The sequence below is a fragment of the Bacillus safensis genome (assembly GCF_039619585.1).
Taxonomy (GTDB): domain Bacteria; phylum Bacillota; class Bacilli; order Bacillales; family Bacillaceae; genus Bacillus; species Bacillus safensis.
In genome coordinates this window covers 1,369,758-1,384,274 of sequence record NZ_CP154909.1, presented here as the reverse complement: position 1 = coordinate 1,384,274, position 14,517 = coordinate 1,369,758, and the positions used below count along the sequence as shown (strand labels likewise).

The 14,517-nt window shown below is 41.6% G+C and carries 13 protein-coding genes; 5 read left to right on the top strand and 8 right to left on the bottom strand.

Annotated elements, in window-relative coordinates; translation table 11 throughout:
• Positions 1-7: 7 nt before the first annotated feature.
• Entirely contained in the window at positions 8-931 is a 924-nt protein-coding gene (locus tag AAYR28_RS07060) for a COX15/CtaA family protein (RefSeq protein WP_034281657.1), read from the top strand.
• A 37-nt stretch (positions 932-968) separates the two neighbouring features.
• On the opposite strand, the gene AAYR28_RS07055 is transcribed toward AAYR28_RS07060, so the two are convergent.
• The 5 genes from AAYR28_RS07055 to glsA form a co-directional block, all read right to left on the bottom strand.
• Positions 969-2,405 carry a cryptochrome/photolyase family protein gene (locus tag AAYR28_RS07055; RefSeq protein ID WP_267542768.1) on the bottom strand — a complete coding sequence of 479 codons (1,437 nt, stop codon included), beginning with the start codon at positions 2,403-2,405 and terminating at the stop codon, positions 969-971.
• Between the two features lie 251 nt (positions 2,406-2,656).
• Entirely contained in the window at positions 2,657-6,103 is a 3,447-nt protein-coding gene (gene pyc, locus AAYR28_RS07050) for a pyruvate carboxylase (RefSeq protein WP_345808961.1), read from the bottom strand.
• Positions 6,104-6,182: 79 nt separating this feature from the next.
• Entirely contained in the window at positions 6,183-7,394 is a 1,212-nt protein-coding gene (gene ftsW, locus AAYR28_RS07045; RefSeq protein ID WP_345808960.1) for a putative lipid II flippase FtsW, read from the bottom strand.
• Between the two features lie 210 nt (positions 7,395-7,604).
• Complete coding sequence (locus AAYR28_RS07040) at positions 7,605-7,886, bottom strand: YlaN family protein (RefSeq protein WP_003212509.1); 282 nt, start codon at positions 7,884-7,886, stop codon at positions 7,605-7,607.
• Between the two features lie 122 nt (positions 7,887-8,008).
• On the bottom strand, positions 8,009-8,938 hold the full coding sequence (gene glsA / locus AAYR28_RS07035) for a glutaminase A (RefSeq protein ID WP_024426904.1): 930 nt from the start codon (positions 8,936-8,938) through the stop codon (positions 8,009-8,011).
• Between the two features lie 120 nt (positions 8,939-9,058).
• Between glsA and AAYR28_RS07030 the strand changes: the two genes are divergently transcribed.
• A complete protein-coding gene (locus tag AAYR28_RS07030; RefSeq protein WP_024426903.1) occupies positions 9,059-9,541 on the top strand; it encodes a hypothetical protein in 483 nt (160 codons plus the stop codon).
• A gap of 15 nt (positions 9,542-9,556) precedes the next feature.
• Here the strand turns inward: AAYR28_RS07030 and AAYR28_RS07025 are convergent, their stop codons facing one another.
• Positions 9,557-10,879 (bottom strand): PhoH family protein, encoded by a 1,323-nt coding sequence (locus AAYR28_RS07025; RefSeq protein WP_025092370.1) that lies wholly within the window; start codon positions 10,877-10,879, stop codon positions 9,557-9,559.
• Positions 10,880-11,019: 140 nt separating this feature from the next.
• On the opposite strand from AAYR28_RS07025, the gene AAYR28_RS07020 reads away from it, so the two are divergent.
• Together AAYR28_RS07020 and AAYR28_RS07015 are read left to right on the top strand one after the other, a co-directional pair.
• Positions 11,020-11,637, top strand: coding sequence for a YhcN/YlaJ family sporulation lipoprotein (locus AAYR28_RS07020; RefSeq protein WP_034621084.1), 618 nt, complete (start codon positions 11,020-11,022; stop codon positions 11,635-11,637).
• Between the two features lie 102 nt (positions 11,638-11,739).
• Positions 11,740-11,970, top strand: coding sequence for a YlaI family protein (locus tag AAYR28_RS07015; RefSeq protein WP_024424769.1), 231 nt, complete (start codon positions 11,740-11,742; stop codon positions 11,968-11,970).
• Between the two features lie 31 nt (positions 11,971-12,001).
• Here the strand turns inward: AAYR28_RS07015 and AAYR28_RS07010 are convergent, their stop codons facing one another.
• A complete protein-coding gene (locus tag AAYR28_RS07010) occupies positions 12,002-12,283 on the bottom strand; it encodes a YlaH-like family protein (protein WP_044334035.1) in 282 nt (93 codons plus the stop codon).
• A gap of 96 nt (positions 12,284-12,379) precedes the next feature.
• Positions 12,380-14,218: a translational GTPase TypA gene (gene typA, locus AAYR28_RS07005; RefSeq protein ID WP_024424768.1), complete on the bottom strand. Its 1,839-nt coding sequence runs from the start codon at positions 14,216-14,218 to the stop codon at positions 12,380-12,382.
• A gap of 113 nt (positions 14,219-14,331) precedes the next feature.
• On the opposite strand from typA, the gene AAYR28_RS07000 reads away from it, so the two are divergent.
• Positions 14,332-14,511, top strand: coding sequence for a DUF5325 family protein (locus AAYR28_RS07000; protein WP_024426900.1), 180 nt, complete (start codon positions 14,332-14,334; stop codon positions 14,509-14,511).
• Positions 14,512-14,517 lie beyond the last annotated feature (6 nt).

Genomic DNA, 14,517 nt, shown 5'->3' with positions numbered 1-14,517 from the left:
TAATTTGATGAAATTTGCTTTAAGGCTATTGAGCGTGATCACAACGTTTGTGATGCTGATCGTGCTGATTGGCGGTGCGCTTGTGACGAAAACCGGTTCGGGTCTTGGCTGCGGTAGACAGTGGCCCCTTTGCCACGGTCGTTTCTTTCCTGAAATGAACCCCGCTTCCATCATCGAATGGAGTCACCGCATGTCAACAGGGGTTTCCACCATTCTTGTTCTGGCACTGGCGGTCTTATGCTGGAAAAAAATTAGTCCAGTATTCCGTGAAACCAAATTTTTGGTCATCATGTCCATTATATTTTTAATGCTTCAAGCGCTGTTAGGAGCTCTTGCCGTCGTATTTGGTTCTAACGCACTTGTGATGGCACTGCACTTCGGTATTTCACTCATTTCATTTGCTTCAGTATTACTGCTTGCACTTCTTGTCTTTGAAGCAACCAGATCTGAAACAAAGCTTGTGAAGCCGCTTCATATCGGCAAAAAAATGCAGTTCCATATTTATGGGTTGATCACGTATACGTATATCGTGGTATATACGGGCGCTTATGTGAGACATACAAAGTCAAGCCTTGCTTGTTCTGTCTTCCCGTTTTGTTCAAAAGACGGTGCGCTTCCAGCGTATTTTAATCAGTGGGTTCAAATGTCTCACCGAGCAGCAGCACTTCTTTTATTCGTCTGGATATTTGTCGCTATGTTCCATGCCATAAAACATTATAAAGAACAGAAGCAGCTGTATTATGGATGGATTATCTCAGCCATTCTGATTACACTTCAAGCCATTTCAGGTGTGATGTCTGTTTATTCTCAGCTTGCACTTGGTTACGCGCTGGCTCATTCATTCTTTATTTCTTGTTTGTTTGGGGTGCTATGCTACTTCTGCTTACTTATTGCCCGGTTTAAATATGAAAGCAAAGAGCCATTTAGATAAAAATTGTATCCCCCTTTCATGTAGAGAGGGGGATTCTTTATTGTCGTTTTGCTTCTTCGAATAGCGAGATGGCTTTTTTGCGTCTTTCCTTGTGATCAACTGTCGGCAGCGGGTATGTATCACCCAGCACACAGCTCGATTTCCGTTGTTCATCTATCGGCATTTTACTTGGTTCATGAATCCATTTTTCCTCAACATGCTCTAGCTCTCGTACATATCTTCTAATATATTCCCCGCTTGGATCAAACCGCTTTGACTGGGTCGTTGGGTTAAAAATACGGAAGTACGGCACGGCATCTGTCCCAACAGAAGCTGCCCACTGAAATCCTCCGATATTCGAAGCCTCATCATAATCCACAAGCTTTTTTGCAAAATACGCTTCTCCCTTTCTCCAATCAATCAAATAATCCTTTGTTAAAAATGAGGCGGTGACCATCCTTAAACGGTTATGCATCCAGCCTTCCTCATTTAACTGTCTCATCCCTGCATCAACGAGAGGAAAGCCTGTTTCACCTTTACACCATGCTTCAAACAGCGTCTCATCTTCATTCCATTTCATCCCTTGAAACGCTGAATTGATTTCTTTTTCTTTCATCTCTGGATAATGAGCATAAATCATATGGTAAAAATCTCGCCACGCCAGCTCTTTGATAAAGGTTTCTCGACCCTCGTCTTCAAACAGCCCCTCCTCATGAATCGCATGAAAGATCGTTCGAATTGAGATGGTCCCTGTTTTTAAGAAACGTGACAGCTTACTCGTTCCAAAAACAGATGGCATATCTCGTTTTTCATGGTAACGTGTTAGTCTTTTTTGGATAAAGTCTTGCAGCGTGTTCATCGCTTTGTGTGAGCCGATTTGATCAAATTTTCTTGAGCATCTCATGATTATGCTGCGTAGTTTGTCATTCCCTTTGTGTGAAAGTGACTCATCACAAATCGTATGAGCGCTGCTGAGAAATGATTTGTCAACTTTTATCACAGGCTGCTTCTCTTGCTTTCGCCATGATTGATAGTATGGAGTAAACACTTGATAATAAGTGCCATCCCTTTTTAAAATATCTTGCGCCCCGTGAAGGTGTGTATCTTGCCATTTTGATACATGAATGCCCTTCTTTTCTAAAAAAGCGGTTACTTGATGGTCACGCTTTTGACCGATTCCCACTTGATCTTCATTAAAAAAGACAGCTTTGATGTCATACACATCGATAACTTGCTGAAAGGCACGCAAGACATCCCCATAGAGAAGATGAACATACATTTGAGATTCTCTTGCTTTCTTGATAAAATGCGCCAAGCTTTGAAAAAAATGTTCGTTGTTTAAATCGAGGTCCATTTCAGTAAAAAATGGATCTAGATGATAAAGAGCAAATAATTTGTACTCGTGTTTTTTTGCATATGTGATCGCTTTTGACAAGGCGATATGATCATCTAATCGCATATCCCGGCGAAACCAAATCACAACAATGTTGTCCAACCTTCTTCACCTCACTCTATAGTGTAATCACTCTCACTGGCTGCTGCACATTTTAATGCGCTCAAAAAAAAAGACACATCACGGTGGATGTGTCTTCTTTTCAGCGTGATAGAAAACCTTTGCAGTCTAGGAAGTACAGCTACTTTTGCAGAGCGAATTTGACATTCGTGAGCACCAGCGCACAGGACTGACAAAGAATGCGAGGGTTTGTCTACACGCTGAGACACATCACGGTGGATGTGTCTCACTTCTTATTCAGGCTTTAATACGATTAACAGATCACCGGTTTGAATCGGCTCTCCATTTGTCACATGTATTTCATCTACGACCGCAGAAAATGGTGCTTGTACAGTCGTTTCCATTTTCATGGCTTCATTGATCATCAAATGCTCACCTTGTGAAATTTTCTGCCCTTTTTCCACGAGTACTTTAATGACAGTGCCTGGCATCGATGCGGCGATGTGATTTGGATTTGAACGGTCCGCCTTCATTTTTTCTTGAACGGAGGATTTGATGCTTTCATCCTTAATCACCACTTCACGCGGCTGGCCATTTAACTCAAAGTAAAGAACTCTTGTGGCATCTGGATTCGGTTCACCAATTGATACGAGTTTGACAATCAGGGTTTTTCCTTTTTCGATTTCTACCTCAATCTCTTCTCCAAGCCTCATCCCGTAGAAGAACGTTGGTGTATCAAGAACAGAGATGTCACCATAGCTTTCTGCTGTTTGGACAAATTCAGAAAAGACTTTCGGATATAAGGCATACGCAATTGCGTCTTGCTCTGTTAACGTCAGGTCATGAGATTCTTTGAACTGCTTCTTAATGTCTTCAAAGTCCACTGGCTTCAGCTTCTCACCAGGTCTGACAGTAAGAGGCTCTTCCCCTTTTAAAATCAGCTTTTGCAGCTTTTCTGGGAATCCGCCATGCGGCTGGCCTAAATAGCCTTTAAATAATTCCACAACAGAATCCGGGAAGTCTAGTGTTGCGCCTTTTTCATAAACATCTTCTTCTGTTAGATCATTTTGCACCATATAAAGTGCCATATCTCCAACTACTTTAGAGGATGGTGTTACCTTTACAATATCACCAAACATGTCATTCACACGTCTGTACATTTCCTTTACTTCATTCCAGCGCTCGCCAAGACCGACACCTTTCGCCTGCTGCTGCAAGTTACTATATTGACCGCCAGGCATTTCATGCTCATAAATTTCTGTATGAGGCGAATTCATGCCGCTTTCAAATTCATGATAGTATTTTCTGACGGAATCCCAGTATTGAGAAAGGCGTTCGACAGATTGGACATTCATGTCTGGCTTTCTTTCATGTCCATCTAAAGCATAATAAAGTGAGCTTGCACTTGGCTGCGATGTGAGTCCTGCCATAGAGCTGACGGCAACATCCACAATATCAACACCTGCATCAATCGCTCTTGCATAGGTGAACAGTCCATTTCCACTCGTGTCATGCGTATGAAGATGGATAGGGATCGTAAGCTCATCTTTTAAAGCAGAGACTAGCTCGTAGGCTGCCTGCGGTTTTAATAGCCCCGCCATATCTTTAATACCTAAAATATGCGCGCCGGCAGATTCAAGCTCTTTTGCAAGAGATACATAGTACCCAAGATCATATTTTGGACGAGATGGATCAAGAATATCTCCCGTATAACAAATCGCCGCCTCTGCCACTTTGCCTGATTCCCGAACAGAATCAATGGCAAGCGTCATGCCTTTGACCCAGTTTAAGCTGTCGAAAATACGGAACACATCAATGCCTGCCTCGGCTGATTCTTTTACAAATGCTTTGATCACATTATCCGGATAGTTTGTATATCCGACAGCGTTTGATGATCTTAAAAGCATTTGGAACAGCGTGTTTGGCACTTCCTGACGAAGCTCTTTCAATCGTTCCCAAGGATCTTCTTTTAAGAAACGGTACGCAACATCAAATGTAGCCCCGCCCCACATTTCCATACTAAACAGCTCTGGCCATAAACCTGCTGTCGGCTGGGCAACTTTCTTTAAATCATGTGTTCTGAAGCGTGTCGCAAGCAGAGACTGATGCGCATCTCTAAAGGTTGTGTCAGTTAAAAGGACGTTATTTTGTTCTTTCACCCAGTTGGCAAGCTCCTCAGGTCCATGCGTATCTAACAATTGTTTTGTCCCAGACGGAATCTCTTGCTTGAGTGGAAGCTTCGGTACGTCTGGCTTGTCAAAATGAGGCTTCTTTTTCTCCGCAATACCCGGGAACCCATTAATGGTAACGTTACCAATATAAGTCAGCATCTTCGTTCCGCGGTCTTTTTGCTTAGGGAAATTAAATAGCTCTGGCGTTGAGTCGATAAACGATGTATCGTATTCCCCTTTTAGGAACTTTTCATGCTTAGCTACGTTTTCAAGAAATGGGATGTTTGTTTTAATTCCGCGAATCCTGAATTCTTGTAAATTTCGAACCATTTTAGCAGCCGCTTGATCAAACGTGAGCGCCCATGTGGACAGCTTGACCAATAGTGAGTCGTAATAAGGTGTAATGACCGCACCTTGGAAGCTGTTCCCTGTATCAAGACGTACACCAAATCCCCCACCTGAGCGGTAGGCCATAATTTTTCCTGTGTCTGGCATAAAGTCATTTAAAGGATCTTCTGTTGTGACCCTTGATTGAATGGCAAAGCCGTGTGTAAAGATATCTTCTTGCTTTGGAATACCAACTTCTTTGCTGTGAAGGTTATGCCCCTTTGCAACAAGAATTTGAGTTTGAACGATATCGACACCTGTGATCATTTCTGTGATCGTGTGTTCTACCTGCACCCTTGGATTGACTTCAATAAAGTAAAACTCTCCATTTGCAACTAGGAATTCTACAGTCCCTGCATTAATGTACGATACATTTTGGGCCAGCTGGACAGCCGCTTCGCAAATATCTTCACGCAATTGATCTGTTAGAGACACACTTGGCGCCACTTCAATGACCTTTTGATGCCGCCTTTGAACAGAGCAGTCACGCTCATATAAATGAATAATATTGCCGTGATTGTCTCCAATCACCTGCACTTCAATATGTTTTGGATTTTCAATCAGCTTTTCAACGTATACTTCGTCATTTCCAAAAGCAGCTTTGGCCTCTGACTTCGCACGGTCATAAGCTTCCTTCAGCTCTTCTTTTGATCTGACAATCCGCATACCCCGGCCGCCGCCGCCTAGTGAAGCTTTAATAATAAACGGGTAACCGTATTCTTCACCGAATTTTTCGACTTCTTCGACCGAATCAACTGGTCCGTCACTTCCTGGAATGACTGGAATACCAGCTTTTTTCGCTTCATCTCTCGCCTTTACTTTATCTCCAAACATATCTAAATGCTGAGAAGTTGGACCGATAAATTGAATGCCTTCCTCTTCGCATCGTCTTGCAAAATGAATGTTTTCGGATAAAAATCCGTAGCCTGGATGAATCGCATCCACGTCATTTCGTTTTGCAATTTCGATGATCCCCTCGATATCGAGGTAGGCATCAATCGGTTTCTTCCCTTCTCCAACTAGATATGCTTCATCAGCTTTATAGCGATGATAAGAGCCCGAGTCTTCTTTGGAATAAATGGCCACTGTACGTAAGTTGAGCTCCGTACAGGCCCTGAAGACTCTGATAGCGATTTCCCCTCTGTTTGCAACTAGAACCTTTTGAATTGTTCTCTGTGACATTCTCACTCCTCCATATCCCTTAAAATTTTATATGTACTCTATAATAAAGGAAGAAATGAAAACTGTACACTTTTGTTTTCTAAAGATTCAAAGTTTTCTGCAATCCATTTTTTTCAACCGCTGGTTTGCTCATTGATTTTTTCTTTTTGTAACGCTCTTTATATTCAGTAAACATGCTGATATTCAGCAGCATCCCCATACAGATGCTAAGTAAAATGATAGACGATCCCCCGTAGCTGATAAACGGAAGTGTCACCCCAGTAATTGGAATAAGTCCTGAAACACCGCCTAAATTGATACAAGTTTGGATCGCAATCATGGAGGAAATTCCTATTGCAAGCAAACTTCCAAACGGATCTTCACACTTTCTCGCAATATAAAAACCTTTCACGACGATGAAACCAAGAAGAGCGAGAACAAAAAACACGCCGAAAAAACCAAGCTCTTCTGAGATAATTGCCATGATAAAATCTGTGTGCGGTTCTGGAAGATACCCGTACTTTTGAACACTTTCCCCTAGACCGAGTCCAAAAAAGCCGCCTGATCCAATCGCATAATATGAATTAATCAATTGATGCCCAGTAGCCCCTGCATCTTTAAATGGATCTTGGAAACTCTCAAAACGTCCGAGACGATTCTGCGTGAAAATTTTATCCCAAAAAAGAATAATAAACGGGGTCACGACGACCATCACTGCACTAAATAGCGCCAGCAGCTTCGCAAGCGTTTTGCCGCTAAAGCCTGAGCATAAAATCATCGCAAGGGCAATCATGCCGATAATAAATGCTGTCCCATAGTCTGGCTGCAAAATGATAAATCCGCACAGGATAGAGACAATCACGATTGGAGGCGTGACACCTCTTAAAATATGATCAATATAATGCTGCTTTTTGGCATAGACCGCAGCAAGATAGATGATGACGACAATCTTCACAAATTCAGCTGGCTGAAGACTAAAAGGGCCTAATTTGATCCAGCTTCTTGCGTTCCCTGCAACATGACCGAGAAAGTACACATAGATGAGGGAAAAAACTGAAATCAGCAGCATACCAATCTGAAATTTCTTATTTGAAAACAGCTGATATGGAACTAATGCTGTAAAGATTAAGATGGCTGCTCCAACAATCATAAATAAGAGCTGTTTCTTAAAAAAGTTATCTGGCGCGGCATCGTATCTGATAACAGATGTAATCATACTTGAGCTATATACCATAACCAAACCGAATGCGCTGATTAAGATAATGGCGAACAATAATGAGTAGTCATACGATTTTAGCATTCTCTTTAACATATAATCCTCTTCCTAACGTCTGTTTCTACTGCTTGATATCTTCTTAGCTGTTCTTATTCTACTACATTTTCTCCGTTTGATCCCGTTTTACCTCTTTTATATTGTTCGTCATTCATGAAAGAATCAAGTCCGTTTGCCGTCAATCCATCAAAAGAAAATAGGGGACAAAAAAACTCAAACTTATGTTGTGGAAGTTTGAGTTTTCAATCGTTATTTTTTTGTGAACGCATCATGAAGTGCGGAAAGCTCTCTCTCAAGTTTATCGAGTAGTTTCTTGCCTTCATGTTGATCAACTAATCCAAGCCGGACAGCAAAATCAATCTCTCTCGATAATCCGAACATTTGAGTATCTAAAACCTCTTCATAAAGAGGACATTGCGGCATCGTTAAGTTGTCCATTTGCACTTGGATCAATTTTAAAATTTTATCTGCATCCAATTTTAATAAAGCCAGTGCTTTTTGCCGATGATCGACTAAAATTTCTGACGCCAAAAGTATCCCTCCGTTCCCCAGGCGAGTACCTAATTCTTCTATTTATCATAAAGCGAAACGCCCAAAATTGCAAGCAGATTTGTACAGTTCGCTTTGTGAAAATAAAAAGAAGACATTTCTCATTAAAAGATACTCATCTCATATTTTTCACTCATGAGCTCAAGCAGCTTAATCCCAGCAATACTATTCCCTTTTTCATCCAGGGCAGGACCGAAAATTCCGATCCCAAAATCATATGGTGCCGCTCCCATAATCCCGCCTGAAACACCGCTTTTAGCAGGTATGCCGATATTAATGGCAAATTCCCCGCTTGCATTATACATGCCGCACGTCACCATAAAGGTTTTACAAATTCTAGCGACATCTTTTGAAAGAATTTGCTTGCCCGTCTCTGGATGTCTGCCATCTAATGAAAAAACACAAGCAATTTTCGCCAAATCTAAGCTGTTCATCATGATGGCGCATTGTTTCGTATACACATCCATGACCTCTTCTACGTTCCCTCTAATAATATGATATTGCTTCATATAATAGCACATAGCCCGGTTAATCATCGATGTCTCAAATTCGGATGCGGCTGTTTCCTTGCAGTATGTAATGCTTTTGTCATTTGCGAGCTCTCTAATAAAGCGGAGCAAGCGGTTCAGCTGATCTTGCGGAGTCGCTCCTCTTATTAAGCTTGTGACTGCAAGCGCTCCTGCATTAATCATCGGATTCAGCGGCTTATTCGGACTTGCTGTTTCCAGCTTAATCATTGAATTAAACGGGTCACCTGTTGGCTCTTGTCCAACAAATTGAAAGACTTTTTTTGGCCCTTCTTCTGAGAGTACGAGCGCAAGGGCTAATACTTTAGAAATACTTTGCAGGGTAAAGCGTTTATCTACATCTCCTGCCGAGTGGCAAGTATTACTCACATGGTACACAGCCACAGATAAATCCGTCTGATCCGCTTTGGCGAGAGCGGGAATATAGGATGCTACTTTGCCACCTTTGGCCACTTTTTTTGCTTCTTCTACAAATCGCTGAAGCTCTTCATTGTCACGACATGCCATGCCCAACATCCTCCCTATCTTTCATGTACGATTAGTGTGTACAAGGAAAAGCATGTTTATGAAAGTGACAAAGCAGGCGAAAACTTCTATAATTTATGTTGGAAAGGGGTTGTCTTGAACATGAGCATCATTCAAATTAAGGGGAACGTAAAGTACAAGATCACCATTGATCCAAGTGTATGGATTTTTGATGACCGCAAATTTTTAATGGATTCATTTTTTGAAAAAAGCACGGCAAATGAAGAAAGTCAGCTGGATCAGGAGCTTGACCAAGAGCGGGTGATCAGAGAAGGACAAACACTTCCACCCACTTTAAAAACAGAGAAGAAGTACGAAAAGGAAAGACTCATCACAGGCAGCTTCGGAATGAAGCTGGGTGATATGCTGAAAAATGCAGAACCGCTTGAACATGCAGACACATGCGAATTTGTCACAGAAACAGAGACAATTGCTGTTCCGCTTTCTCAGGCAATGGAAAGCATTGCACACTTCAGCCAAAATGGGAAGCCGATGACAGAAGAAGGACCAATCCACGTTTATTTCGCAGATCAGTCCAACCTCACTCAGCCGATAAAAGGTGTCAAAGAGCTCATCATTACATAAGACAGAGGGTCTGGACTACAGCAAATCAGCTGCAAGCTGTGCAAGTCCAGACCTTTCTCCTTTGACAAGCTTGACATGTCCAGATATTTGCTGACCTTTGAACCGCTCAATGACATACGTAAGCCCATTATTTAAGCTGTCTAAATAAGGATGATCAATCTGCTCCGGGTCCCCCATCAGCACAATTTTACTTCCCTCTCCGACGCGCGTTAATAATGTTTTTACCTCGTGTTTCGTTAAATTCTGCGCCTCATCAATGATAATAAATTGATCAGGAATACTTCTTCCACGGATATACGTTAAAGCTTCCACTTGAATAGAACCAATTCCCGCCAAAATGGCATCAAGTTCACCAGGTTTTTTTGTATTAAATAAAAATTCCAGGTTGTCATAAATCGGCTGCATCCATGGTCTGAGTTTCTCTTCCTTTTCACCCGGCAAGTAGCCTAAATCCTTGCCAACAGGGACAATGGAACGGGCTACGATCAGTTTTTTAAACATGCCGAGATCCTCTGTCTGCATTAATCCGGCAGCAAGTGCAAGGAGTGTTTTACCAGTACCCGCTTTTCCGATCAATGTCACAAGCGGAATATCACGTCGCAATAGCAGCTCTAGGGCCATCGTCTGCTGAACATTTTTCGGACGGATTCCCCAAACATGCTCTTGATCATAAATAAGCCGTTTCACATGCTCTGCCTTTTGATCAAGCATTCCTAAAGCAGAACCGCCTTCATTCCCCTTCATAATGACAAATTGATGAGGGTTTAATGGTGCACTTGTGACTTCTTTTATCGGCAATTGACTTTGCTTATAAAATGTATTCAATTGCTCGGTCGGAATATAGAGCTCATGATAGCCGTTATCAATGTCTTCGTTTTGCAGCACACGATCACTTAAGAAGTCCTCTGCTTGGAGACCTATCGCATCTGCCTTTACCCTGACTAAGACATCCTTACTGACCAAAATGACAGGCCGGCCGTGAGGCTTTGTTTCTTCCTCTAAGCTCAAATTTTTCGCGACCGCTAAAATCCGATTATCGTTCGTTTTTTCAATAAAAATTTCTTGAAGTTCATGGAAAGAGCGGTGATTCAGCTCGATGCGCAGCGTCCCTTTTGATTCTAGTGTAATTTTTTCATGCAGTTTCCCTTTCGATCTCAAACCGTCGATTAAACGTGAGACGCGCCGGGCGTTTTGCCCAACCTCGTCCATGTATCTCTTTTTCGAGTCTACTTCTTCTAACACAACGGCCGGAATGACGACCTCGTTGTCTTCAAATGAAAAGATTGAATTCGGATCCTGTAATAACACATTTGTGTCTAATACATAAATTTTACTCAGGTCCTTCGCCTCCTGATCGGGGTTTCATTCATCCTTGTCTTTCCCAAAACGATTGTTAAAATATATGTTTTCATGAATAAAGTTAGAAGGTTAATTCAACAATAAAATAAATCATGCAGTTTGTGAAGGAGGGAATATAAATGCGACTATTTTTGACATTATTCATGATTCAAACGATCATTCTGTTAGGCGCTTGCCAGCAGCAGGAAAAGCCAGAGGCGCTGGACAAGCAAGATGGACGCCAGCACTTAGTAAGGGTGTCTGACTCATCGAAGAAAAAGACAGATCAAGCCCGCCCATCCACAGATGTTGCGCAGCATCTTGTCAATGTGACTGAGCACGTAGCAGATGTCAATGATGCAACGGCAATCGTCATCGGACGCTATGCTGTTGTTGGTATTGATGTAAAAGATGATTTAGATAGAAGCAAAGTAGAAACCATTAAATATTCAGTTGCAAAAGCGCTGAGAAATGATCCGGAAGGTGCAAATGCTGTTGTGGTTGCTGATCCGGATACAGTCAGCCGTTTAAAAGAAATGGGCAAAGAAATTCAAGCAGGCCGTCCTGTAAGCGGTATTATGGATGAACTGGCTGCCATTGTCGGCCGCGTGATGCCTGAGATGCCGAAAAATGAGATCGACCGTAACGAAAAGGATCCGACAAATGATCCGAATAATCAGCTCAAAGAACGAGATCAAAAACAGTTAGAAAAAAATCAAAACGACCAATCAAACCATCATATGAATCAGAAGAAATAATGAGAACGGCTTATATCTCCTGTGATATAAGCCTTTTTCTACGCTGATTTTAAGTGGCTGGAAAACATGCTATAATAAATGCATTAAAGTGAGGTGAAAATGATGAGAGTGAAGTGCTCATTATGTGAAAAGCTTGAAACCATTGATGATGATACACTTGTTGCGAAACGGTTAAGAAACCGGCCAATTCATACATATATGTGCGATGACTGCCAAGAACGCATTAAAATAAAGACAGAAGCTCGCATCAAAACCGGCAGATTCTCTCTTTATCAGGATCCTGCGACAAAAGAGAAAAAGAAGAAAAAAGGAAAGAAAGAACAAAAGACATAAAAAAAGACCTGACACATGTTCAGGTCTTTTTTTACGTATTGACTGTTCCTTCTTTTTTCGCACGATGCAGCCGTATTTTATAAATAATCAAAATGGCAGCTGCCACAACCAGTCCTTCCGCTACTGGCAGGAAGATACCTAGAAATGTGAGAAACGTGCAGCCAAAAATCAAAAACAAATAAATCACGAGCGCTTTTAAAATCGGTAAACGTCTTGCAAAGCCGAGCTTAAAAACAATAATAGCTAAAACAAGGATGGTGCCATATAGGAGCCACATCCCTGTTTGCGGATTTTCATCGACACGAAACAGCATCGCGAAAAAGGATAGATTTTCACTTACTTCCTGATCATTCAAAAAGATTCCCTCCCCTTATCTTTCAGGGTTCTATCTTTTTAATTCTTCATGGAATTAAGATAATCCTGCTAGCTTTTTCTTCTTCGCTGCTTTCTCACGTTCGTTTTTGTCTAAAATTTTCTTTCTAAGACGAATTGATTCAGGTGTAACCTCACAGTATTCGTCTTCATTCAAGTACTCAAGAGATTCCTCAAGTGACATAATGCGAGGTTTTTTCATGCTAACTGTTTGATCTTTCGTCGCTGAACGTACGTTTGTTTGTTGTTTCATACGGCTTACGTTTACAACAAGGTCGTTCTCACGGTTATGCTCCCCAACAATCATCCCTTGGTATACTTCAGTACCCGGCTCAACGAAGATCACACCGCGCTCTTCAACACCTTGGATTCCGTAAGCAGTCGCTTTACCTGTTTCCATTGAAACAAGTACACCTTGACGGCGTCCGCCAACTTGACCAGACTGCATTGGCTGGTAGCTGTCAAACGTATGGTTCAAAATACCAAAACCACGAGTTAATGAAAGAAATTCAGTTGTATATCCAATTAAACCACGTGATGGCACTGTAAAGATCAGGCGAACTTGACCGTTACCATTATTGATCATGTCAATCATTTCACCTTTTCTTGCACCCATTGATTCCATAACAGAGCCAGTATGCTCTTCTGGTACATCAATTTGAACGCGCTCAACAGGCTCACATCGAACACCATCAACTTCTTTTACAATAACTTCTGGCTTCGATACTTGTAATTCAAATCCTTCACGTCTCATATTCTCAATGAGAATGGATAAGTGAAGCTCTCCGCGTCCAGAAACAACCCAAGCATCAGGTGAATCAGTTGGATCTACACGAAGACTGACGTCTGTTTGAAGCTGCTGCTCTAAACGCTCTTCGATTTTACGTGATGTCACGTATTTTCCTTCACGGCCTGCAAATGGGCTGTTGTTTACAACAAACGTCATTTGAAGTGTCGGCTCATCAATACGAAGGATTGGAAGTGCTTCTTGGTGTTCTACCGGACAAACCGTTTCACCTACGTTGATGTCTTCCATTCCAGATACAGCGACAAGATCTCCCGCTTTCGCTTCGTTGATTTCCACTCGTTTTAATCCTTGGAAACCAAAGATCTTTGTCACGCGGAATTGTTTCACAGTGCCGTCGACTTTCATCAAGGCTACCTGCTGTCCTACTTGCATTGTTCCTCTGAATACACGGCCAATTCCAATTCTGCCAACATAATCATTGTAATCAAGTAGCGCCACTTGGAATTGAAGCGGCTCTTCATGGTTATCAACCGGGCAAGGAATATGGTTCACAATGGCTTCAAACAAGGATTCCATGTTTTCATCTTGCTTGCTCGCATCGTTACTTGCTGTACCATTGATTGCTGATGCATAGACAACTGGGAACTCAAGCTGTTCTTCTGTTGCATCCAATTCAATGAACAAGTCAATCACTTCATCGACTACTTCAGCCGGACGAGCAAAGTCGCGGTCAATTTTATTGACGACAACGATTGGTGTTAAGTTTTGCTCAAGTGCTTTTTTCAGCACAAAGCGTGTTTGAGGCATACAGCCTTCATAAGCATCCACAACAAGGAGTACACCATCTACCATTTTCATGATACGCTCAACTTCACCACCGAAATCGGCGTGTCCTGGTGTATCTAAAATATTAATGCGTGTATCTTTATAATTTATCGCAGTATTTTTAGCTAAAATCGTAATACCGCGCTCTCGCTCTAAATCATTTGAATCCATGGCTCTCTCAGCGATATTTTCATTCGCACGGAAAGTACCAGCTTGATGGAGCAATTGGTCAACAAGCGTCGTTTTACCATGGTCAACGTGGGCAATAATTGCGATGTTGCGAAGGTCTTTTCGAAGTTTCACATTTTCATCTCCTAAAATAATTAGATAACTTTCATATTATATCACAATCCTCTTTAAATGCCGATCGTTTTTCTGTAAACTTATATTAACTCTAAAAAAAGGGATGGGGACATATGAAACAAATCAAATGGCTTCTATTATTATGTGCATTACTTGCAGTTGTCAGTATGGCGTTTATTGGGGTAACTCTTGCAGAAAAAAACATACTGGGTATATGTCTAAGCATTGTATTCGCCATGATTTTCATGGGTACAGGATTTACATTAAAAAGAAAATTAAACGTGCAATCATAAAATTAG